The organism is Virgibacillus salexigens (assembly GCF_014905415.1).
GTDB classification, from domain to species: domain Bacteria; phylum Bacillota; class Bacilli; order Bacillales; family Amphibacillaceae; genus Virgibacillus; species Virgibacillus salexigens.
This window is the reverse complement of record NZ_BNEO01000002.1, coordinates 365,921-388,187: the sequence shown is the minus strand read 5'-3', so window position 1 is coordinate 388,187 and position 22,267 is coordinate 365,921. Positions and strand designations below refer to the sequence as shown.

24 protein-coding genes are annotated in these 22,267 nt (G+C 36.8%); all 24 read right to left on the bottom strand.

Going from position 1 to position 22,267, the window contains the following annotated elements; all coding sequences use genetic code 11:
• Positions 1–81: 81 nt before the first annotated feature.
• The 24 genes from JKP73_RS09500 to rnhB all read right to left on the bottom strand — a co-directional run bounded on the left by JKP73_RS09500 (position 82) and on the right by rnhB (position 22,253).
• A complete protein-coding gene (locus JKP73_RS09500) occupies positions 82–468 on the bottom strand; it encodes a TIGR02530 family flagellar biosynthesis protein (RefSeq protein ID WP_021291572.1) in 387 nt (128 codons plus the stop codon).
• Positions 461–937 (bottom strand): flagellar hook assembly protein FlgD, encoded by a 477-nt coding sequence (flgD, locus tag JKP73_RS09495; protein ID WP_038244301.1) that lies wholly within the window; start codon positions 935–937, stop codon positions 461–463. Before flgD ends, JKP73_RS09500 begins: the two co-directional genes overlap by 8 nt.
• 12 nt (positions 938–949) lie before the next feature.
• A complete protein-coding gene (locus JKP73_RS09490) occupies positions 950–2,185 on the bottom strand; it encodes a flagellar hook-length control protein FliK (protein WP_200411151.1) in 1,236 nt (411 codons plus the stop codon).
• A 30-nt stretch (positions 2,186–2,215) separates the two neighbouring features.
• The gene (locus JKP73_RS09485) at positions 2,216–2,809 is read right to left on the bottom strand and encodes a MotE family protein (RefSeq protein WP_021291575.1); all 594 of its coding nucleotides are present in this window, start codon (positions 2,807–2,809) and stop codon (positions 2,216–2,218) included.
• Positions 2,810–2,814: 5 nt separating this feature from the next.
• Positions 2,815–3,261, bottom strand: coding sequence for a flagellar export protein FliJ (gene fliJ, locus JKP73_RS09480; RefSeq protein WP_021291576.1), 447 nt, complete (start codon positions 3,259–3,261; stop codon positions 2,815–2,817).
• A 6-nt stretch (positions 3,262–3,267) separates the two neighbouring features.
• Positions 3,268–4,581 carry a flagellar protein export ATPase FliI gene (gene fliI / locus JKP73_RS09475; RefSeq protein ID WP_021291577.1) on the bottom strand — a complete coding sequence of 438 codons (1,314 nt, stop codon included), beginning with the start codon at positions 4,579–4,581 and terminating at the stop codon, positions 3,268–3,270.
• On the bottom strand, positions 4,578–5,324 hold the full coding sequence (fliH, locus tag JKP73_RS09470; RefSeq protein WP_021291578.1) for a flagellar assembly protein FliH: 747 nt from the start codon (positions 5,322–5,324) through the stop codon (positions 4,578–4,580). Before fliH ends, fliI begins: the two co-directional genes overlap by 4 nt.
• Positions 5,317–6,330, bottom strand: coding sequence for a flagellar motor switch protein FliG (gene fliG / locus JKP73_RS09465; RefSeq protein WP_200411150.1), 1,014 nt, complete (start codon positions 6,328–6,330; stop codon positions 5,317–5,319). Before fliG ends, fliH begins: the two co-directional genes overlap by 8 nt.
• 12 nt (positions 6,331–6,342) lie before the next feature.
• Complete coding sequence (fliF, locus tag JKP73_RS09460) at positions 6,343–7,917, bottom strand: flagellar basal-body MS-ring/collar protein FliF (protein ID WP_200411149.1); 1,575 nt, start codon at positions 7,915–7,917, stop codon at positions 6,343–6,345.
• A 56-nt stretch (positions 7,918–7,973) separates the two neighbouring features.
• A complete protein-coding gene (gene fliE, locus JKP73_RS09455) occupies positions 7,974–8,279 on the bottom strand; it encodes a flagellar hook-basal body complex protein FliE (RefSeq protein ID WP_200411148.1) in 306 nt (101 codons plus the stop codon).
• Positions 8,280–8,297: 18 nt separating this feature from the next.
• Positions 8,298–8,747 carry a flagellar basal body rod protein FlgC gene (gene flgC, locus JKP73_RS09450; RefSeq protein WP_200411147.1) on the bottom strand — a complete coding sequence of 150 codons (450 nt, stop codon included), beginning with the start codon at positions 8,745–8,747 and terminating at the stop codon, positions 8,298–8,300.
• A 1-nt stretch (position 8,748) separates the two neighbouring features.
• A complete protein-coding gene (gene flgB / locus JKP73_RS09445) occupies positions 8,749–9,144 on the bottom strand; it encodes a flagellar basal body rod protein FlgB (RefSeq protein ID WP_021291583.1) in 396 nt (131 codons plus the stop codon).
• Positions 9,145–9,549: 405 nt separating this feature from the next.
• Positions 9,550–10,329 carry a GTP-sensing pleiotropic transcriptional regulator CodY gene (gene codY / locus JKP73_RS09440; protein ID WP_021291584.1) on the bottom strand — a complete coding sequence of 260 codons (780 nt, stop codon included), beginning with the start codon at positions 10,327–10,329 and terminating at the stop codon, positions 9,550–9,552.
• A 26-nt stretch (positions 10,330–10,355) separates the two neighbouring features.
• The gene (gene hslU, locus JKP73_RS09435; protein ID WP_021291585.1) at positions 10,356–11,750 is read right to left on the bottom strand and encodes an ATP-dependent protease ATPase subunit HslU; all 1,395 of its coding nucleotides are present in this window, start codon (positions 11,748–11,750) and stop codon (positions 10,356–10,358) included.
• An 18-nt stretch (positions 11,751–11,768) separates the two neighbouring features.
• Positions 11,769–12,314, bottom strand: coding sequence for an ATP-dependent protease subunit HslV (gene hslV, locus JKP73_RS09430; RefSeq protein ID WP_308436493.1), 546 nt, complete (start codon positions 12,312–12,314; stop codon positions 11,769–11,771).
• Between the two features lie 26 nt (positions 12,315–12,340).
• Positions 12,341–13,237, bottom strand: coding sequence for a tyrosine recombinase XerC (gene xerC, locus JKP73_RS09425; protein WP_200411442.1), 897 nt, complete (start codon positions 13,235–13,237; stop codon positions 12,341–12,343).
• Positions 13,238–13,534: 297 nt separating this feature from the next.
• Positions 13,535–13,849, bottom strand: coding sequence for a hypothetical protein (locus tag JKP73_RS09420; RefSeq protein WP_021291588.1), 315 nt, complete (start codon positions 13,847–13,849; stop codon positions 13,535–13,537).
• 109 nt (positions 13,850–13,958) lie between these two features.
• Entirely contained in the window at positions 13,959–16,037 is a 2,079-nt protein-coding gene (gene topA, locus JKP73_RS09415; RefSeq protein ID WP_021291589.1) for a type I DNA topoisomerase, read from the bottom strand.
• A 318-nt stretch (positions 16,038–16,355) separates the two neighbouring features.
• Positions 16,356–17,243, bottom strand: coding sequence for a DNA-processing protein DprA (gene dprA / locus JKP73_RS09410; protein ID WP_038244334.1), 888 nt, complete (start codon positions 17,241–17,243; stop codon positions 16,356–16,358).
• Positions 17,244–17,308: 65 nt separating this feature from the next.
• Entirely contained in the window at positions 17,309–18,211 is a 903-nt protein-coding gene (sucD, locus tag JKP73_RS09405; RefSeq protein WP_021291591.1) for a succinate--CoA ligase subunit alpha, read from the bottom strand.
• A gap of 54 nt (positions 18,212–18,265) precedes the next feature.
• Positions 18,266–19,426, bottom strand: a complete 1,161-nt coding sequence (gene sucC, locus JKP73_RS09400) for an ADP-forming succinate--CoA ligase subunit beta (RefSeq protein ID WP_200411146.1) — start codon at positions 19,424–19,426, stop codon at positions 18,266–18,268.
• Between the two features lie 119 nt (positions 19,427–19,545).
• Complete coding sequence (locus JKP73_RS09395) at positions 19,546–19,815, bottom strand: EscU/YscU/HrcU family type III secretion system export apparatus switch protein (RefSeq protein WP_021291593.1); 270 nt, start codon at positions 19,813–19,815, stop codon at positions 19,546–19,548.
• Entirely contained in the window at positions 19,812–21,461 is a 1,650-nt protein-coding gene (locus JKP73_RS09390; RefSeq protein WP_200411145.1) for a TP0910 N-terminal domain-containing protein, read from the bottom strand. Before JKP73_RS09390 ends, JKP73_RS09395 begins: the two co-directional genes overlap by 4 nt.
• 21 nt (positions 21,462–21,482) lie before the next feature.
• Positions 21,483–22,253, bottom strand: a complete 771-nt coding sequence (gene rnhB / locus JKP73_RS09385) for a ribonuclease HII (protein ID WP_200411441.1) — start codon at positions 22,251–22,253, stop codon at positions 21,483–21,485.
• Between the last annotated feature and the right edge of the window lie 14 nt (positions 22,254–22,267).

The window sequence follows — 22,267 nt, the reverse complement described above, 5'->3', positions numbered from 1 at the left end:
CTTCGTAACCCCTTTTCGTTATTTTTTAACTACACTGTATCCATCAGTCAACAGCTAATTGGCTTCCCAATAGGGTCCAGCCTATTCTTCAATTAAGATTGTTCCATTTATATTGGTAAAGATTCTATTCATTGCATCATTTCGATCCATCGCGGTGACTACTGTATTATTCTTTGTACTAATTAGCAGAGATGCTTGTTCCAGCACAACAAGAGAATCAGTAATCCCTTTTTCCTTCGCTTCAGCTACCTTGTTTTCGATCATTCTCCACTGTTTTTCGGTTATTTGAATATTTCTTTCCTGTAATCGATCTGTTGCATGCTTACTAATAGTCAGCCCTTTGATTTCTTGCTGCTGTGAAGCAAGAATATCCTTAAAGCTTGCCCCCTCCGTTCGTTTATCTGTTTTATAAAGAGGTTGCATTGCATGTTTTGAAATTTGGTGAATCCGATGATCCACATTACTCATTTGCTTCATCACCTTGATTATTATTGCTTTCAGAGTCGGTTGGATCTCTTACTTCAAGTGCAGCATCGGCATAGATTTTTTCTCCATTATCAAGTTCTAATATCGCCCATCCATCTTGCTGACTCACAGCCACTACCTTACCTGTTTCAATATCAAGTTTTTCTCCTGTTTCCTCATCATAAGCTTGATAAGATATTTGTTTACCAATCATGTGGCTGTACTTTATTACTGGAGAGACAAGCTGACTTTGAACGAGCGTGTCAATAGAATTCGTCATATTCATCATCTGTTCCAACGAAGAAAACTGTGCCATTTGAGAAATAAACTCACGATCGTCCATTGGATTGGTTGGATCCTGGTTTTGTAATTGAGTCATTAATATCTTAAGAAACTCATCCTTCCCAAGATCGGGACTAGGAGTTCTAGTTGCTTGGTTGTTTAAATATAATGAAGGATCAATTTTCGCCATTTCTTACACCTCCTATGCTTGTTCGTTTATTAGTAATTCCTTCAATTGGGTATCAAAATCATCATTAAATGGATGTTCCTGTTGTTCCTGTTCCAGGTTTTCCTTTGGCTGGTCTTGATCTGAATATTGTTCTGAATTCGTATCAGGCTGTTTTTGCATATGTTGTGATGGTTGTTGCGACTGGAAGTCCTGTTTCTCGACAACAACTTGCTGTGGAGAAAACATATGGCGCAATTGCTGCATATTTGATTCAAGCATGTCTTTCGTTGCTTGTGAACTTACAAGTATTCGAACCGTCATTTCTCCCTCAACTTGCGTTAAACGGATGATCATTTCCCCTAAGTTCTGAGGTCTTATCGATATATTGAGTTGATTCGTACCATTAGGCATAGCCATAAACCGACTGGACTTAATAATATGTTGAAACTGTTCCATGAATTGTTTTCCCGTGCTGTTTGAGCTCTGTTGAGTCGGATTGATATAAATTGCATGTTGTTCAATTTTCGCACTAGGAACCGTTGATGAATAAGCTAATCCTCCAACAGTATCCTTCATTCCTTGTTGTTCTAACGTATTCGATAACCACTTTGCCACATCTTGAACCGTCACTTTTGCGTCGCTATTATATTGCTGTTTTTGGACTAATTGGTTTCGTTTTGCAAAAGCTTGGACGAAATTTTGCCAAATAGCTGCTTCTTTGGAGTTTGTTTTAGACAGCAAAGGTATTTGGTCTTTTGAAATGTGGGCCCCATTTTTATTTACTTCATTTGTCCATTTCTGTAAAAGCTGAAGTACTTTTGGAGCAACTTTGGAAGTTTCTTGTATCGTTGTTAAAGACCCAAGTATTTCCTTCACCTCAGCAAATAATTGCATAAATACATTATCTGATTGGATATGCTTCCATTTTTCAGACGACCCATTGACATGTCCCATCCATTCGACTTGTTCAGAAGCACTTTCCATTTCCAAAGTCAGATTCTTATTAACCTGTTTAGAACTTTCTGATTGGATATCCTCCCATTGTTTCGCAGTTATCATTAAGGGTAATTCACCCATAACTTGCTGCGGTGCTTCGCCCTTAGCAAATGCTTGTTTTGTTAGCGTATCATCAGAAGCATGATGTTTACCTAGAATTTGTTGAAACAGAAATGGCCGCGCTTCATTCGATAATTGACTGTTTTTTGATGGATTCATCAACTTCGGTAACGATTGTAATTGCTGAAATATGTGAGTAGCCCCATTGTTCATGCCTTCACCTCCTTTCACCTTCATCAAAAGTTAATTTTCACTTTGAATAAATTGCTGCGTTAATGCAGCAGCTGCCTTGGAATCCATTGCCTCAAGGATTTCTCCACGTACTTCATTGGATACTTCTTTTAATATGGCTAAGGCAATCTCATTATCTAAATTTTGAATAATTGATGCAGCTTGCTCTTTATCCATATCTTTAAACGAATTAGCCATTGTTTTAACAGAACTTATTTCTTCTTCACCTTGAGCAGTTTCTGATTCTTTATTTTCTTTCTGACTATTTTCCAGTTTAAGAATTTCTTGCTCTAATTGTTCGACCGCAGCTTCTTTATCATTAAGATCTGATTTAAGTTGCTTCATTTCTGCATCTTTTTTGTCTAATTGGTTCTGGATGCGTTCTTGTTCATGCTGTATCGTTGCTTCATCTTCTGTGTCAATTACATTCGAAACAACCGGAATCCCATTCGCTTTTTCCTTCATCCATCCTGTTACATCAATTCCAGCGACACTTAATATGATTAATACAAGTGTAATTGTGACAGTAATCGGAATGACAATTGCAAATAAAAACCAAAGAACAGGATTCATTTTTTTCTTATCCGTATCGTATTTTTTGACCATGCACTTCACCTATTTTTATGATTTAAGAATTGATAAATCGATAATTCATCCATTGATGCTTTTTCTTTTCTTTGCTGTATTTCTATTTCATTCTTTTCTCTCGTTTCAATCAGTTTCTCAAACTTCTTCATCTCGATATGCGCATTCGTTAACTGCTCTTGTTTTGACTCCATATTATTTCTTGCTTGATTAACCTCTTCCTGCAAGCGGACAATATGATGATTTAATTCTTCAATATATCTAACCTGTTCTCTTAACTTTTCAAGTGTTGTCATATCCGAAAGTGATGCTTCATAAGACGCCTCTGCTGCTTCTTTCTTTTTTAATAACTCGTATAGTTGTGTTCCAATTGCTTCAAAGAAATCAATCGATTGCTGATATACTTTTTGAGCAGCGATTTTTTCCCTTTCTCGGACATGTAATAGTTTATTTAGAACAACGGTTTCTGCCATTCATGTTTACCTCCCGTTTAGTACATCCATCATTTGTTCAATAGACTCCGATAGCGAACTTTTGTCATAGATATCTTGGTTGAGAAACGACTGTATCTTTGGATAATAAGAAATGGCTCGATCTATTTCCTTATCTGTACCTCGTTTGTAAGCACCAATTTGAATCAGTTCCCTATTTTCTTCATATGCTGCAATTAGAGACCGTACTTCATTAGCTGTTTGTTTATGTGTGCTATTAATAACTTGATTCATTACTCGACTAATCGATTTTAAGATATTAATTGCCGGGTAATGACCACGCTCTGCTAATTTACGGTCCATGACAAAATGACCATCAAGAATCCCTCTAACTGTATCAGCAATCGGTTCATTCATATCATCGCCATCAACTAATACGGTATAAAAGGCAGTTATCGTTCCTTTTTCATTAGTTCCCGTACGTTCTAGTAACTTTGGTAATGTAGCAAATACAGAAGGAGTATACCCTTTAGTAGTTGGTGGTTCCCCTGTAGCCAGCCCTACCTCTCGTTGTGCCATAGCAACCCTTGTTACCGAGTCCATCATTAAATTCACCCGATATCCCTGATCACGAAAGTACTCACTGATTGCTGTAGCAGTATAGGCACCTTTGATTCGCATTAACGCTGGTTGATCAGATGTTGCAACAACGACAATTGATTTTTGTAATCCCTGTTCTCCGAGGTCTTTTTCAATAAATTCCCTTACTTCCCTACCTCTTTCCCCAATTAATGCAATGACATTTATATCGGCGCTGCTATTACGAGCTATCATCCCTAATAATGTACTCTTACCAACGCCGCTTCCAGCAAAGATCCCAATTCGTTGGCCTTCTCCAACCGTTAATAACGAATCAATTGCCTTTACACCTACTTGTATCGGCTTCTCAATAGGCGGCCGAAGCATTGGGTTTGGCGGAGATTGTTCAGTCAAATAATGAGTCAATCCTTTTGGTAACGGCGTTTCATCTAAAGCATTTCCTAAAGAATCAACTACCTTTCCAATCAAACCTCTGCCAATTTTTACAGTTAATGGTTTTTTGGTAGATTCTACAAGACAGCCCGGTCCAATTTCTGAAACTTCAGAGTATGGCATTAATAGAATTTTTTCATTATTGAAACCGACAACTTCTGAGATGATTGGGGAATTACGGTTTTTGGCTGGATGAATATAGCAAACTTCTCCTACATTAGCAGCTGGTCCCTTGGATTCGATCATAATTCCCACCACACGTAAAACTTTCCCATAACGCTTGTATGGGTCAGCCATATCAATAGCATCTAAATATGTCGACACGTTCATTGATTCTTTTCACCCACAATTTCATATAGCACTTGTCGAAGCTCTTGCAGTTGTGTATCAATACCTGCATCCATTTGTCCGAATGGATGTTTTATTTTACATCCATACTCATCCAATTCTTCATTCACATAAAAGGATAGCTTTGCATCATTCTCAAGAATAGATTTCAATTCATCTTTATGTTGAAGTACAAATTCAAATTGATTGGGATGAAGGTAGATGGAAATAATGGATTGATCTTTTAGCTCTTTGATTGCTGACTTAATAATAGGAAGGAATGATGTGGGATGTTGGTTAATCATTTGCTTCATTATTTTTTCAGCTGTATGTATCGCAAGTGTTAAAATGGCTTCTTCATTTTCATCAATCAACGAGTGGTAGTCTCTTCTGGCTGCTGTAATAATTTGATTTGCTTTCTCTAAATCAGTTTGATACTTGCTTCTACTCTCCTTTTCACCAGTAGAGAACCCTTCTTCATATCCTAGTTTCTTCGCTTCTTCTATATAGGACTGACGTTCATGCTGCCACAATTCTTTTTCTTTATTAATTTGTTCCCGAGCTTGCCTCAGTAACTCTTCACTTTCTACCTTTATGTGTTCTAATTGTGCTTGGGCTTTATGAACTTCCTCGTTAACATCTGTCTGCATTCTCGCTAATTCATCCGTGGTTGATGTTTGATTTGTTAGTAAATGGACCGGCTTGATTTTAATTTGCCTAGTTGATTGGTTCGTATCGTCAGACAATAATATCGTCACCTCCACCTCTAGCAATTACAATTTCGCCAACATCCTCCAACCTTCGGATAATCCCAACAATCCTTGTTTGTGCCTCCTCTACATCACGAAGACGTACTGGCCCCATATATTCCATTTCCTCTTTAAATGTTTCCGCCATTCGTTGAGACATATTTTTAAATACAATATCCTTTACTTCATCACTTGCAACCTTTAATGATAACCGTAAGTCTTCATTTTCCACCTCACGGATAACCCGCTGAATGGCTCGGTTATCCAATATAACAATATCTTCAAACACGAACATTCGTTTCTTGATTTCCTCAGCTAACTCCGGATCTTGAATTTCTAATGCATCCAAAATGGTTCTTTCCGTACTCCTATCTACACCATTCAATACTTCAACAACGGCTTGGATACCACCAGTTTGTGTATAATCTTCCGTCAGGGAGGTAGATAAGTTCTTTTCTAAGACTTCTTCAACTTGAGAAATAATCTCCGGTGATGCAGAGCTCATCGTAGCAATTCGCTTCGCGATATCCGCTTGCATTTCCTGTGGCAATGAAGATAATATTTGCCCGGATTGCTCAGCATCTAAATAAGAAAGTACTAATGCAATGGTTTGTGGATGCTCACCTTGAATAAAATTTAAAACCTGGTGAGGATCCGCCTTTCTAGCAAAATCAAATGGACGCACTTGCAAGGAAGATGTTAGCCGATTAATAATATTAGAAGCTTCCTGTTTACCAAAAGCTTTTTCTAAAACCGTCTTGGCATAACCTATCCCGCCTTGCGATATGTAATCCTGTGCTACAGCAATTTGATGAAATTGGTCTAATACTTCATCTTTTAATTCATTATCTACTTTCTTTACGGAGGAAATTTCTAGGCTTAATTTCTCAATTTCCTCCTCTGATAAATACTTATAGACTTGTGCGGAAACATCTGGACCCAGGGAGATTAAAAGTATTGCTGCTTTTTGTTTTCCTGTTAATACGCCTATCTGTCTTACCATATCAACTACCTCCTAATCTTCTCCGATCCAGCTTCTTAATAGTTTCGCAAAATCTTCCGGTTTTTCTTTTGCAACTTTTTCTAATTGTCTTTTTCTAACCATTGACTCAGATTCTTCTTTTTCTGGTATATTTGGAACATTAATTGGTTCCTCGCTGTCAATTTCTTCCTCAACCTCTTCTGCTTTTCTGTTGCGAAGTAATTTAATCACAAGAATAATGATTGCTAGAAGTACAATTCCTCCTACGATATAAACCCACGCAGGAATAACTGGTGTTGTAGCTGATGATGCCGTTTGCTTACCTGTGAATTCTTGAAAAACAATCGATACTTTCTCTTCAGGTTCTATATTTTCTACATATTCTCTATCGATAGAAGTAGTAATAATGGAATTCATTCCTTCTTCCACCGTCGCTTCCTCTTGTTGTGTTAAGTACTCTACTTCACTGCCATTCTCATTTTTCACAGCGTTCACAGCCACTTGTATTCCTAAGTCTCTTACTTTGTATGGACTCTCAACAATATTCTTTCGAATTCGATTGAACTCATTGTTGATCGTCTCTTTCACCATCTCATACTCGCCATTATCCCCTTCGTCTGTACCTTGAAAAGTCTGAATATCTCCTTCATCAGCAGGTGACCCAGCTGCAGCCGCACCGTCACCTGTATATGTTTCTTGGATGGTTTCAATACTTACAGGAAGACCTTCCATATTTTCTAAATCTACAGGATCGACAATTTCTTCTGTACGATTCTCTTGCGTAAAATCAATATCAGAAGTAACCGACACGATCACATTTTCTAGTCCCACCATGGCACCTAACATTTGTTGTAGACGTTTTTGAATATCCTGCTCAATATCTTGCTTAACCTGCTGTTGATATGTATAAGTGTCTTGTACATTTCCAGTCGTGTTACCAGGTTCAAAACTCTCAAAATATTGATTTGTTATCGCTATATTTTCTATTGGTAAATTTGGTACTGCTTTGGATACCATATGATACAAACCATTAATTTGCCCTTCTTGAAATTGATAACCAGGCTTTGTATTCAATACAATCGAAGCACTTGCATTTTGTTGTGTATCATTAACAAAAACCGCTTCCTCTGGCATATTGATCATCACTTGAGCATCATTTATACCGTCAATTCCCTTCATTAAATTTGCTAATTCTGTTTGCATTGCATCCAGCTTCATCACATTAAATTCATTCTCGGTAACACCCCATGAAGCATTCTCACTAAAGAATGAATAATCAATATTGCCGCTATTAGGGATCCCTTGACCTGCTAAATCAACTAGTAAGCTATCTACTTGTTCATCAGGAACCAGTATTGTTGTTCCATTCTCTTGTAATTCATAAGGAACACCTCGTGTATCTAATTCCGCTTTAATCTGCCCTGCTTCTTGAACGGATAAGTTGTTGTATAACGGTACGAACTTAGAATGAAAGGCAAATAATAAAATTGCCGTAATAAGTAGTACAATAATGATCATAGTTCCTATAAAAATCCGCTTCTGACTTTTGGTACGATCGGTCCAGAAAGCCGTAGTAGTGTTTTTGAATTTTTTTATTTTCTCGTTCATGACTTCCCCCACTAACGTGCTAAGTGTAAATACCCTTCCTGACTGTTTGTGAACAACTAAACTTGCATGCTCATCATTTCTTTATAGGCATCTACTACCTTCTTCTGGATTTGTACGGTCGCTTCTAATGTTATACTAGATTTTTGTGCTGCTATCATCACATTATGTAAATCGTCTACCCTGCCATTAGCTAAAGCCTTTGTTTGCTGGTCAGAGGCGACTTGTGTTTGGTTCACTCCATCAATGGCCGTTTTCAACATAGACGCAAAATTAGCTTGTGCTTCTCCCACCGTTGCCTGAGCTTCTAACCCATTATTATGTACTGCTTGCTGCGGTATTTGATTATTAATAGACTGAATCATTACGAATACTCCTTTCGATTATTTTCCTATTTCCAACGCCTTCATTAACATTGATTTACTCGCATTTAATGCCGTAATATTCGCTTCATACGATCTTGTGGCACTCATTAAATCTACCATTTCTTTTAAAGGCTCGACATTTGGTAATTGAACGTATCCATTCTCGTTCGCATCTGGATGTGAAGGATTATAAACGAATTTAAACGGCGTCTCGTCTTCCGTTATTTCTGTTACCTTTACTCCTCCTGGCTGTCCAGAATTCTTCGCACGGTTTAACAAAGACTTAAAGTTGGTTGATTCAGACTGCATTGTAACCATTTTTCTTCGATATGGTTCATAATCCCCATTTTCATTTACCGTTGCTCTCGTAGATTGAGCATTAGCAATATTCGAGGAAATGACATCCATTCGTAGTCTTTGAGCAGTTAGTGCGCTTGCACTAGATTCGAGTGCGTGGAATATGGACATCTTAGCTTCCTCCTCTTAACGCTGTTTGTAAACTATTAAATTTCCCATTAATCCGATCGGTTAACGCCTGGTAATAAATTTGATTCTCAGCAAGCTCCGACATTTCTTTATCTACATCAACGCTATTGCCATTATGGTTATAAGATGTAGCAGAATTAGTAACTGTTTGGTATACGCTAGTAGATTCTTGGTTAAACGGTATGTGCTTTGAATTTGTTTGTCTTGCTTGCAATGGTGAATCTAATGCATCCGACAAAACTTTCTTGAATGCTACATCTTTTGCTTTGTAATTAGGCGTATCGATGTTTGCAAGATTCTGTGCAATCACTCGATTCTTTGCTGTAGCGTAATTTAACGAATTTTCTAGTGTATGTATTGTTCCACTAAATAAACTCATAACATAACCTCCCAAAATGTACCTGTTTCAAATTGTTAACAACAGCCAAAAAAAATCAATTATCTACGAACAGTTTAAGTCATATATTTAACAAAGTCTATTACTTTTCGACATTTTCCTCAGAAAGAACAAAATATGGTTAATTTATAATAGGTAATATTTACTATTTATCTACCTTTTTTTACTAATCATTAAATATTCACTTTTAAAGTGTAAGTGAAATTGCCGTTTTTATGTTAAAAACGAAAGAAAAATTGATTTTCTTTTTGTTTGCTAGTTCATATGTAACAGAAATCCCTTATATAAAAAGTCCTGAAATATTCATAAATTCGACACTAAAATTATGAACGACAAAAAAGCCAGAGCATTCTATGCTCTGGCTAAAATTAAATGTAATTTTACAACTTATCTTGAACGTAATTTTTCTAATTCTACTAGGAAATTGTTGTTAAGTACTTTAATGTACGTACCTTTCATACCTAAAGAACGAGACTCAATTACTCCTGCGCTTTCCAGTTTTCTTAATGCATTTACGATAACTGATCTTGTGATACCAACACGATCAGCGATTTTACTTGCCACTAGTAATCCTTCATTGCCATTCAATTCTTCAAAAATATGGTCAATTGCTTCTAGTTCACTGTATGACAAGGAGCTAATTGCCATTTGTACAACAGCTTTGCTTCTAGCTTCCATTTCAATTTCTTCCGTCTTTTCATGAAGAATTTCCATACCAACTACCGTTGCACCATATTCTGCTAGTAGTAAATCATCTTCACTGAAACTTTCTGTGAGACGTCCAAGCACTAGTGTGCCTAATCTTTCCCCGCCACCGATTATTGGAACAATCGTCGTTAAACCAGATTTAAATAACTCACGGTTTTCTACAGGGAATACAGTTTGAGGACTGTCAATATCAAGGTTCGCTGTCGTCTCATGAATATTGTATAATCCTTCTGTATATTCTTGAGGGAACTGACGGTCTTCTAGCATTGATTTCATTCGCTCATTTTCGATCTCTTGATTAATTGCAAACCCTAATAGTTTACCGCGTCTGCTAAGAATATAAACATTCCCCTTAATTACTTCCCTTAGCGAAGCAGACATGTCATTAAAATCAACTGACTTTCCGGTAGATTTTTGCAACATAGCATTAATTTTTCTTGCACGATTTAATAGTTCCATAAGGATCCTCCATTCGATCTTTGTAATTATAATATATATTGGCTTAAATCTTTATTTTTAGCGATAGTACTTAATTTTTCGTCAACATAAGCTGGAGTTATGTCAATTGTATCCATATTTACTTCAGGTGCTTCAAATGATAGATCTTCCAATAGTTTTTCTAAAATTGTATGAAGCCTTCTTGCACCAATGTTATCCATTTCTTGGTTTACTTCATAAGCAATTTCGGCTAATCTATCTACAGCATCGTCTGTAAACGTAACATTTATACCTTCCGTTTTCAATAAAGCTTTATATTGTTTAATTAATGCATTTGAAGGTTCCTTCAGAATGCGCTTGAAATCTTCGGTTGAAAGTTTGTCAAGTTCTACCCGTATTGGAAATCTTCCTTGAAGCTCAGGAATCAAATCAGAGGGCTTAGACATGTGAAAAGCCCCAGCTGCTATAAATAACATATGGTCTGTTTTCACAGCACCATGCTTGGTTACAACTGTTGAACCTTCAATGATAGGAAGGATATCACGCTGCACACCTTCGCGAGAAACATTTGCACTGTTTTCTTGTTTGCCAGCAACTTTATCTATTTCATCAATAAATAATATACCTGACTGCTCTGCACGCTGAATGGCTTCCTGTGCAGCTTCTTCCATATCAACAAGCTTACTAGCTTCTTGTTGTGTTAAAACCTTCCTGGCTTCTGATACTGGTAATTTTCTTTTCTTTTTCTTCTTTGGCATAAACTGACTAAATGCATCCTGCATATTCATGCCCATTTGTTCCATTCCTGAGCCTTGAAGCATATCGAACATCGAAGGACTTTGTTCTTCGATTTCAATGGTTACGATATGATCCTCCAGCTCCCCTAATGCTAATTGGTGTTCGGTTCGCTGCCGCTTATTACGAATTTCTTCTTCTTTAGGTTCGTTTTCTTCATCACTTTCATCATTAGACTGTGATGGAAATAACATTTCAAAAGGATTTCTTGCATTATTGTCTTTTTTCGCTTGTGGGACCAACAGTTTAACTAATTTCTTGTTCGCTTCTTTTTCAGCTTTGCCCATAACTTCTTTCATTTTTTCTTCTTTTACCATACGCAAAGCCATTTCTACTAAATCTCTTACCATTGATTCAACATCGCGACCAACATAACCTACTTCGGTAAATTTGGTAGCTTCCACCTTAACAAAAGGGGCTCCAACTAGTTTCGCCAACCTTCTTGCTATTTCTGTTTTACCAACACCCGTCGGACCAATCATTAAGATATTCTTGGGAACAATTTCATCTTTTAAAGACTCTTCTAACTGCATTCTTCGATATCTATTTCGTAAAGCTACAGCTACGGAACGCTTCGCGCTGTTCTGTCCAATAATATACTTATCTAACTGTCCAACAATTTGCTTCGGTGTGTAATCAATACCCATATGCCAAAAGGCCTCCTTTTATTCAAGCACCTCAAGTGTGATATGATCATTCGTATACACACAGATTTCTCCCGCAATTTCTAATGCTGATTGAGCTATCTCTTTTGCTGTCATTTGACTAGAATATCTAGCTAGCGCTCTACCAGCACTAAGTGCATAATTCCCACCAGACCCAATCGCTAATATCCCGTCATCCGGTTCAATTACTTCTCCTGTACCTGAAACTAAAAACATATTGTCTTTGTTCATTACAATGAGCATTGCTTCTAGTTTTCTTAATACTTTATCACTTCGCCATTCCTTTGCAAGTTCAACCGCTGCTCGAGGAAGGTTTCCATTAAATGCCTCTAATTTACCTTCGAATTTTTCAAATAACGTAAATGCATCTGCTACAGAACCGGCAAAGCCTGCTAGCACCTGCCCTTTATATAAAGTACGGACTTTTTTAGCTTTATGTTTCATAACAACTGCATTTCCTAACGTTACTTGACCGTCACCACTCATTGCACATTGATCGTTATGCCTTATGGCAAAAATTGTGGTGGCATGCATTTCATTGGTCACACCTCTCACCTCTTTCGCTCCATAAATTAATCATTTGCTCTTGGGTGACTTTTCATATATACGCTGCGCAAATGATCCTTTGTTACGTGGGTATAGATTTGTGTAGTAGACAAATTTTCATGACCTAGTAATTCCTGAACGCTTCGGAGATCGGCTCCCTCATTCAAGAGATGTGTGGCAAATGTATGGCGTAATTTATGCGGATGTACATGCACAGTAAGAGCCGCCTTTTCTACCATTTTATTCAACAAATTGCGAATACCTCTAGTAGTAATAGGCGTACCACGATGATTCAGGAAGACAGCATTCGTTGCTTGGTTTGATTTCGACAGTAACGCTTTTCTACCATCCTGTATGTATGTTTCCAGGGCAATTTCGGCAAACTTACCATAAGGAATATAGCGTTCCTTTCTGCCTTTACCTTTAACAAATACGGTGCCTATAAAAAAATCAATGTTGCCTATGGTTAACTGTTGACATTCGCTTACTCGCATTCCTGTAGCATACAGAAGCTCTAAAATTGCTTGGTCGCGTTGACCTAGTGGTTTAGTAAGATCACTGACTTCAAATAATTTCTTCAACTCTTCTTTATATAGGAAACCCGGTATTGCCGTATCTGTCTTCGGTAAATGAATATGCACAAATGGGTTACCTGCGCTTAGGTTTTCCCTTTCTAGATATTTAAAGAAAGTACGAAGCGTTGATATTTTTCTTGAAACGGATCTTCTACTTAACCTCCTGTCATACAATAGATTAAGGAATAAACGAACAACCCTTTGGTCTACATCTTTTAAATCAGCTATACCTTCTGAATTCAGGAAATCGAAAAATATTTCCAGATCATTCAGATAATATTTAACAGTATAAGGCGAAGCATTTTTTTCTATTTGCAAATACTCCTTAAAGGATTGCCAATAATTCATGTAATTATTCAAAATTTCACCCCGTTAAGCAGCGAATAAATCATAACATAGAAAATAGTGATAAGCAATAAACTTAACTAAATTGTAACAAAATTCTGAATTGATGTCACCCCAAGCTATTTACTAACATGCTTGATGAATTTATTTTGACATACTTCCATTTTCTTACTGTCAAGTAATTATCCTTACCAATGCGTAATTATATCTGTTTCGAGATAGTAAGTCAACAATTTACATCTATATTGAAAAAAAGAAATTTTCTACACCTTACCGAATCCGTCTACTCCCTCTATTTTGCTACTTTAAAATGCCTAACTCATCTATTTTTGCTTTCGTTTCAATTGTCCCTAAACGGTATAATTCTTGATAAATTTTCACTAAATATTCACTATACCCATCACGTTCGTCATCTGCTCCCCATTCATCAAAAGGCTTCGCTAAATACTCAACAGCATTAACAGCGTATTTATCCTTATTCATAAATAACTTTTTCATTTCTTCAATATCACTTGTATCTGCAATGATTTCATATTCTACACCACTTCCAGGCACGGAGAACTCTCGAATATCTTGGGTATCTACAGTTATAAAATAATGTTTTTTATCCGCCATGTTTAGCGCCTCCCTTATTAGCTATGTATCCTTTTTTAATTAAACTCAAACTTTTGAAATGAATGTGTATATTTTTGCAAAAAGAAAACTGCTCGTGTAGTACGAGCAGTTAAGTTTGAGCTTCTTCTTTATACTCACAATTTGTGCATTGAATCTGTGTACCTTTTTTAGCTTTTTTCTCTACAAGCATGGAGTCACATTTTGGACAAGGACGAGCTATTGGTTTATCCCATGATATAAAATCACATTCTGGAAATCGATCGCAACCGTAGAATACGCGGCGTTTCTTTGATTTCCTTTCTACTACATTTCCTTCTTTACACTTCGGACATTTTACACCAATTTCTTTGAGAATCGGCTTGGTGTTTCTGCATTCAGGAAAATTAGAACAGGCAAGGAATTTCCCGTATCGTCCCATCTTATATACCATTTCATGGCCGCAATTTTCACATTCAATTCCTGCCGGTTCATCTTTTATCTCTATTTTTTCCATTTCCTCTTCTGCTTTTTTTAATCGTTTCTCAAATTCTTTATAAAATTGATCAATAATGATGAACCATTCGGTTTTCCCTTCTTCAACAGCATCTAAATCACCTTCCATTTTTGCAGTGAAATCGACATCGATGATCTTTGGAAAAAATTCTTCCATCACTTCTGTGACGATGGTACCAAGTTCTGTTGGGCTAAACCGTTTATTATCAATACTTACATAACCTCGTCGTTGTATTGTATCTAAAGTAGGTGCATACGTAGACGGTCTACCAATGCTTAATTCTTCCATTGTTCGTACAAGTCTAGCTTCGGTATATCTTGGAGGAGGCTGTGTGAAATGTTGATTCGGCTTAATTTCCTTCGCTTCCACTTCCATCCCTTCAGATAAAGCAGGGAGAAATTTATTCTCTTCTTTTTTCTTATCATCCGTACCTTCTATATAAACTTTCATAAACCCTTTGAATTTTACTTTTGACCCAGTTGCTCTAAATTCAACATGATTATTTAATAAGTGCACGGTCATTGTATCCATGATTGCTGGTGCCATTTGACTTGCTAAGAAACGTTCCCAAATTAACTTATAAAGACGAAACTGATCTCTGGATAAACTAGCTTTTAGCGATTTTGGATCTCTGGCAACCGAAGTGGGACGAACTGCTTCATGCGCGTCTTGCGCCCCCTCTGATTTTTTCTGTTTCTTATTTACACCAAGGAATTCCTTTCCATATTGTTCATTAATATATGTTTTTGCTTCATCTTTTGCTGCATCAGATACACGTGTTGAATCCGTACGCATGTACGTAATTAAACCATTAATTCCTCCTGCTTTTTTGCCCAAATCTATTCCTTCATATAATTGTTGCGCAACCATCATCGTTTTTTTCGCTTTAAAATTTAACTTTCTAGCTGCTTCTTGTTGCAAGGATGAAGTAGTAAAAGGCTGCGCTGGATTACGCCGACGTTCCTTCTTGTTCACTTTATTAACAGAGAATGTCTTCCCTTTTATTAATTGAAGTATTTCTTGAACATCCGCTTCTGTTTTCAATTCTTTCTTTTTCCCATCTACGCCGTAAAAAGATCCTTCAAAAGCATCTTTGTCTTTTTGAAATTGTCCTTCAATGGACCAATACTCTTCTGGTTTAAAGTTCTCTATCTCTTTCTCTCTATCAATGATTAGTTTTACTGCTACAGATTGAACCCTTCCAGCACTAAGCCCTTTTTTTATTTTCTTCCATAGTAAAGGACTAATATTATATCCGACTAAACGATCCAAGATTCTTCTGGCTTGTTGCGCATCGACAAGGTCCATGTCAATCGAACGTGGATGTTTAAACGAATTCTTGATAGCATCCTTGGTAATCTCATTAAATACTACACGGCATTCAGATTCCCCATCAATATTCAAAATATGAGCAAGATGCCACGCAATCGCTTCACCTTCTCTATCAGGGTCGGCTGCAAGGTATACTTTTTTTGCTTTCTTTGCTGCTGATTTTAATTCTTTTACAACATCGCCTTTACCACGTATCGTAATATACTTAGGAGCATAACCATTTTCTGTATCAATGCCCGTTTGACTTTTTGGTAAGTCACGGACATGTCCCATTGAAGCTTTCACTTTATATTTTTTTCCTAAATAACGTTCAATCGTCTTTGCTTTTGCAGGTGATTCGACGATTACTAGATAATCTGACATAACATTTCCTCCCAAAATGAGGTTATCAATAGAAAACCATGAACTATCACATAGAACTATAAGGTGATAGTATAATCTTATTTCATTTATTACTGGATTGTTTCTACAATATAACTATTTTATATGCAAACCCATTCAATCGAAAAAATTTAGAAATCTTCACTAATATTAAATATATACAGTACATTTGTCAAACATACACATATAAAAGTAACGCAAATTTGTAAAGATTTTCCTTTTCTAAATCCATTGTTGTCAAAGGATTTTAAGGGTTCATTAGAATATATTTTATTTTTTATCCTTTCATCATCATTACGGTTATACGTATGCATGTTTCATCGTTTCCCATTCTTCATAAATATCTTGTGCTTTCGTTACTAGTTTCGCACCATCTTGAATCATTTTGTGACAGCCTGTGGATTGTAAGCTTAATGGAGAACCTGGGACGGCAAAAACTTCTCTTCCTTGATCTAATGCCTGCTCAACCGTAATCAATGTCCCACTCTTTTCTTTAGCTTCAATCACTAATGTGCCAAAACTCAAGCCACTTATGATTCGATTTCTTTCAGGAAAATGGTATTTTGCAGGAGGGGATTCAGGGGCGTATTCAGAAAGAACTAATCCACGATTACTAATTTGTTGAAATAAACTTGTGTTCTCCTTTGGGTAAATATGATGAAATCCACCACCTAATACAGCTATTGTATACCCATTTTTATTCAAAGTAACCTCATGTGCATAACTGTCTATTCCTTTGGCCATTCCACTGACAATCACCCATTCTTGTAGCAGTAAGGGATGTAATATTTTAATTACCTTCTTCATTGCTTCACCTGATGGCAGTCTCGTACCGATTACACTTAATAACGGAAGCTGATTTATTAATGAGAGATTTCCGGATGCGTATAACACAAGTGGTGCATCTTTAATAGCTTTTAACATAGGGGGATAATTATCGTCAAGTATTGTAATTACCTGATAATTGGCTATATCTTTTTCAATTTGACGTAAGAGGGGATAGTGATGTAGATCATTTTGAAGCACAATAGCGTTCTTTAAAGGCATTTGAAAATCATGGCAAATTTGTTGAGGTGTTAGGTGATATAACTCTGTTAAACAGAGATCATCCCACCATTTGCGTAACCACGCTCGCGAGACACCTCGACATCTGCTCAGATGAAGAAGTCGAATTTGTTGATCATTCAATTTGACACTTCCTTTTCCAATAGTATAGAGGGAACCCAACCTTGATTGAGTTCCCTAATGTTTTCTTAATGTGTTTTACACTTTTCTTTAATGCCATTTTCTTCAAGAGCTTTAATCATCGTTTCGCCCATTACAGAAGGCGTTTCTGCTACTTTAATGCCACATTCTGTCATGATACGAATCTTTTCGTCAGCAGTACCTTTTCCACCTGAAATAATGGCACCAGCATGACCCATACGTTTTCCTGGAGGAGCAGTAGCACCACCGATAAATCCGACAACTGGTTTTTTCATATTTGCTTTTACCCATTCAGCAGCTTCTTCTTCCGCTGTTCCACCAATTTCACCGATCATAATTACAGCATATGTTTCTGGGTCTTGGTTGAACGCATCTAGTACATCAATAAAGTTCGTACCATTTACTGGGTCCCCACCAATACCAACGGCAGTAGACTGTCCGTATCCTTCCTCAGATAGCTGATGAACAGCTTCATAAGTTAATGTTCCTGAACGAGAAACAACACCTATATGACCTTTTTTATGAATATAGCCTGGCATGATACCAATTTTACTTTCATCAGCAGTAATTACTCCTGGGCAATTCGGTCCAACTAAACGTGTCTTTTTCCCTTCCATATAACGTTTCACTTTTACCATGTCCATTACGGGAATATGCTCAGTAATACAAATTACTAAATCAAGTTCTGCATCCACAGCTTCTAAGATAGCATCCGCAGCAAATGGGGCTGGTACATATATAACCGAAGCTGTAGCACCAGTTTCGTCAATTGCATCCTGTACAGTATTAAATACAGGGACACCTTCTACCTCAGTACCACCTTTTTTTGGAGTAACACCACCAACAATTTTCGTGCCATAATCAAGCATTTGTTTGGTGTGAAATTTTGCAGTACCACCAGTAATCCCTTGGACAATTACTTTTGTATCTTTATTAATATATACACTCATCTTCGTCCGTCCTTTCCGCAAGATCTGATAATAACGTCAATCGTATTCTATTTATTACTTCACCATGGAGACAATTTTTTCTGCTCCATCAGCCATTGAATTCGCTGATGTAATATTTAATCCAGACTCCTCAAGAATTTGCTTCCCTTTTGAAACATTCGTACCTTCAAGACGTACGACTAATGGAATTTCAAGTCCAACTTGTTTCGTAGCTTCTACGACACCTTCAGCAATAACATCACATTTCATAATACCACCAAAAATATTCACAAAAATTCCTTTGACATGGGCATCTGAAAGAATGATTTTAAATGCTGCCGTTACTTTTTCTGCTGTTGCACCGCCACCAACATCTAGGAAGTTTGCTGGATCGCCACCATAATGTTTAATAATATCCATGGTAGACATAGCTAAACCAGCTCCATTTACCATGCAGCCGATGTTTCCATCTAGCGGAATATAACTTAAATCATATTTGGAAGCTTCGATTTCTTTTTCATCTTCTTCGTCTAGATCACGTAAATCAACCACATCCTTTTGACGGAATAAAGCGTTATCATCAAAATTTAATTTCGAGTCTAGAGCTAGTACTTCTCCATCTCCTGTTGTCACTAATGGATTGATCTCTGCAATTGAACAATCTTTATCAACAAAAGCATTGTATAAGCTTGTCATAAACTTGACAGCTTTACCAATTAATTCATCTGGAATATTAATATTGAATGCAAGTCTACGAGCTTGATAGCCTGATAATCCAACAACTGGGTCAATTACTTCTTTGAATATTTTCTCTGGAGTTGCTGCTGCAACTTCTTCAATTTCTGTTCCGCCTTCTTCTGATGCCATCATAACAACACGAGAAGTTGCGCGATCAAGTACAACCCCAACATAGTATTCCTTTTTAATATCGCAGCCTTCTTCAATTAAAAGGCGTTTCACTTCTTTTCCTTCTGGTCCAGTTTGATGTGTTACCAATGTTTTACCTAGTATTTCATTTGCATATGTACGCACATCATTTAAATTTTTTGCGATTTTTACCCCACCGGCTTTACCACGTCCACCAGCATGAATTTGTGCTTTTACTACTGTGACGTCACTTCCTAATTTTTTTGCAGCTTCTACAGCTTCGTCAACCGTATATGCAACATATCCATTAGGAACATTAACACCATATTTTCGCAAAATATCTTTGCCTTGATACTCATGAATGTTCATCCTTAATCCTCCCATCAAATTTCACTGCATTTCCATTGTATAAAAAAACAATAAATTTCACAAGAATTACCGAAATTTATTGTCAATGTTATGTCGAATATTGTACCTCCTATTAGTATTTACTGCTCTAGCTGTTGATCCATTCGATAAATAAAGGCAAATACTTCTGCTACGGCCTCGTATAATTCCTCAGGAATTGATTCATTAATATTCAGCTGTGCTACTAATTCTACTAACGTAGCATCTTCTAATACAGGGACATTATATTCTTTTGCCTTTTCTATGATGTCGTCTGCTACCCACCCTTTACCCACTGCTGAAACAACTGGAGCTGCTTGTTTCGTTTCATCGTATCGAAGAGCTGCTGCCTTGCTATATTTGCCAGTCATACTTTGTAATCCACTCCTTGAGTATGGTAAACCTGCCTATCTAATGATTGCTTGTTGTCTTCGGCATTTTCAATAGGTTTAAATGAAATAGAAGTTAGCGTATACTTCATCTGTTGTAATCCGGTTTTTAATAACGGTTGGAGAGATTTTGAAAGTTCATGCAGTTTTTTATGATTATTAAATACCGTGATTGCAATATGTCGATTTTGAATATGCATTTCAATCATCGTTTCCTTCATCTGCATGAGATCGAGAACAAATAGTATTCGACAATGATCAGGGTCAATCTTACCCTGTTTCGTTTTTCTCCCCTCTATGTTTAGTTCTATATCATTTTTGAACCCTAATTTACTTCCGGGAACGATTAAATGGGATTGCAAGAAACTACTTTCTAACTCCATTACGGATTGTACTTGTATGCCATTTATTCCATGGAGTATTTGCTGTATACGCTCATGAAATATACCTTCGCTGTTACGCAACAGGGATAGCAAGTTTCCTTTGATGCTTGCTTCTTGCAGCTTATTATTAACTAAGCCATGTTCATAATCCATCCCAGATACATGTAAGTACTGGTTTAATAAAGATAAGAATTGTTCCTTTGGAAATGGCAAATGATTTGGTCTTTGAATCAGTAGCAAGACATCTTTTAATTCTGAATATACATCTTGCTTTTGCAACAACTTTAAAGTATCTAAAAGCCGCCCTTCAGCAATATCACCTGTAGAGTTGATGTTTTGCAGTTGTGGAAATGACTCCATAACTTGTTGCTTGAATTGTTGCCATTCTCCTTTGGTGAAAACAGATGGATTATTCTTAGAAAGTATAAGTTGCTTTTCCCAGTTATTTAGAATGGATGCTGCTTTATCTATGTTTAAACCTTTATCTATAATTAATCCATATAAGTTAGAAATTAAATTACTCCTATTCAAACGCTCATTGTTTGTAAATCCTATATGCTGTAACAATACATGTAAGTTTGGTTGCTTTGCTAAAGCTCGACTTAAAAACTGTTGTACAACAAGATTTGTATTAGCAGAAGGTCGGAGCAATTGCATCAATTGTTTTTCTAGCAACGGAGCGTGCTGTTCTTCTTGTTTTTGGATAAAGTCCAATAGCCCTTGCATCTGTCGCGTCAATGAAATCGTTCGCTTCGCATGCAAAGCCTCGAACACTGCTGAAGTAATTGGAAACTGAAATCGTATCATCTCTTTGAGTGTTAGGATTGCCTGTCCTTTATCTTTGCGTTTTGACAATAACTCAAATGCTTGCTTTAATTGGTTTTTGTCAAAAGGGATATGGTCCCGTATTAATTGCTCCATCAGCAATACAGCATACTTAGATGCTTTCAATCCTACTTGATCTAACAATGGAAAACTTCGTTTTGATTGTGAATTATTATGTTCTCCTAAAACCTTTAACACCAAAATTTCATCCATGCTTTGGACTTGAAAATGATAATTGCCGCCAAGCTTTAGGGAGGCTTGTAATTGAGCAATGATGCGCTGATTACCTAGTTGAATCTGTGCTTGATTATCTGGATATATGGTAGTAATTTTCCCTTGCACAATTTGCCCTGGTTTTAAAGGCTTCGTCAACAAAGCGGGATTGGATATAAATTGACGATGAAGGCTAGATACATGCACAGAGCCCTTCCTCCTTTACGATTAAGAGACAACATGTTTAACTGGTGCAAATGAACGCCTGTGATAAGGACAAACCCCGTATTTCTTTATATTTTCCATATGTTGTTTGGTACCATACCCCATATTAGAAGCAAAATCATACATGGGGTATTCACTATGTAATGCTTTCATATAATGATCTCGGGTTACTTTTGCTAGGATACTTGCAGCTGCAATGGAAATACTTTTTGCATCTCCTTTAATGATGGATTCAAATGGGCATGAAAGCTTGTCCAACTCAACAGCATCAATTAATACATGCTCTGGGGATGGACGCAGTTGCTTAATTGCATCCCTCATTGCTAGCTTTGCAGCTTCATATATATTCACTTGATCGATTGTTTCACTATTTACAATAGATATACCGTAACTTATCGCATTTTCTTTAATTGTTTGGTAAAACCGATTTCGAGCGGATTCCGTTAACTGCTTTGAATCATTAAGACCAAGCAGTTCAAAATTCGCAGGTAATATCACTGAAGCAGCAACTACTGGCCCAGCTAAAGGACCTCTGCCAGCTTCATCAACTCCAGCAATATATTCCATTCCTTTTGCAAAACAATTTTGTTCATAACTTGACATTTGTAAAAATTTCTCCTGCAATTCCTTGTTTTTTTGCTGTTTCTTTTCATAACTCGCTATTAATTGTTGAACACCTTTTCGTTCATCGGAACGCAAGTTAGCAATTAATTCTTCACTTAATTCTCCAGCTTCAAATAATTGTTTTAATACAGTTATTGAATGTTTATTCATCATCACACCATCTC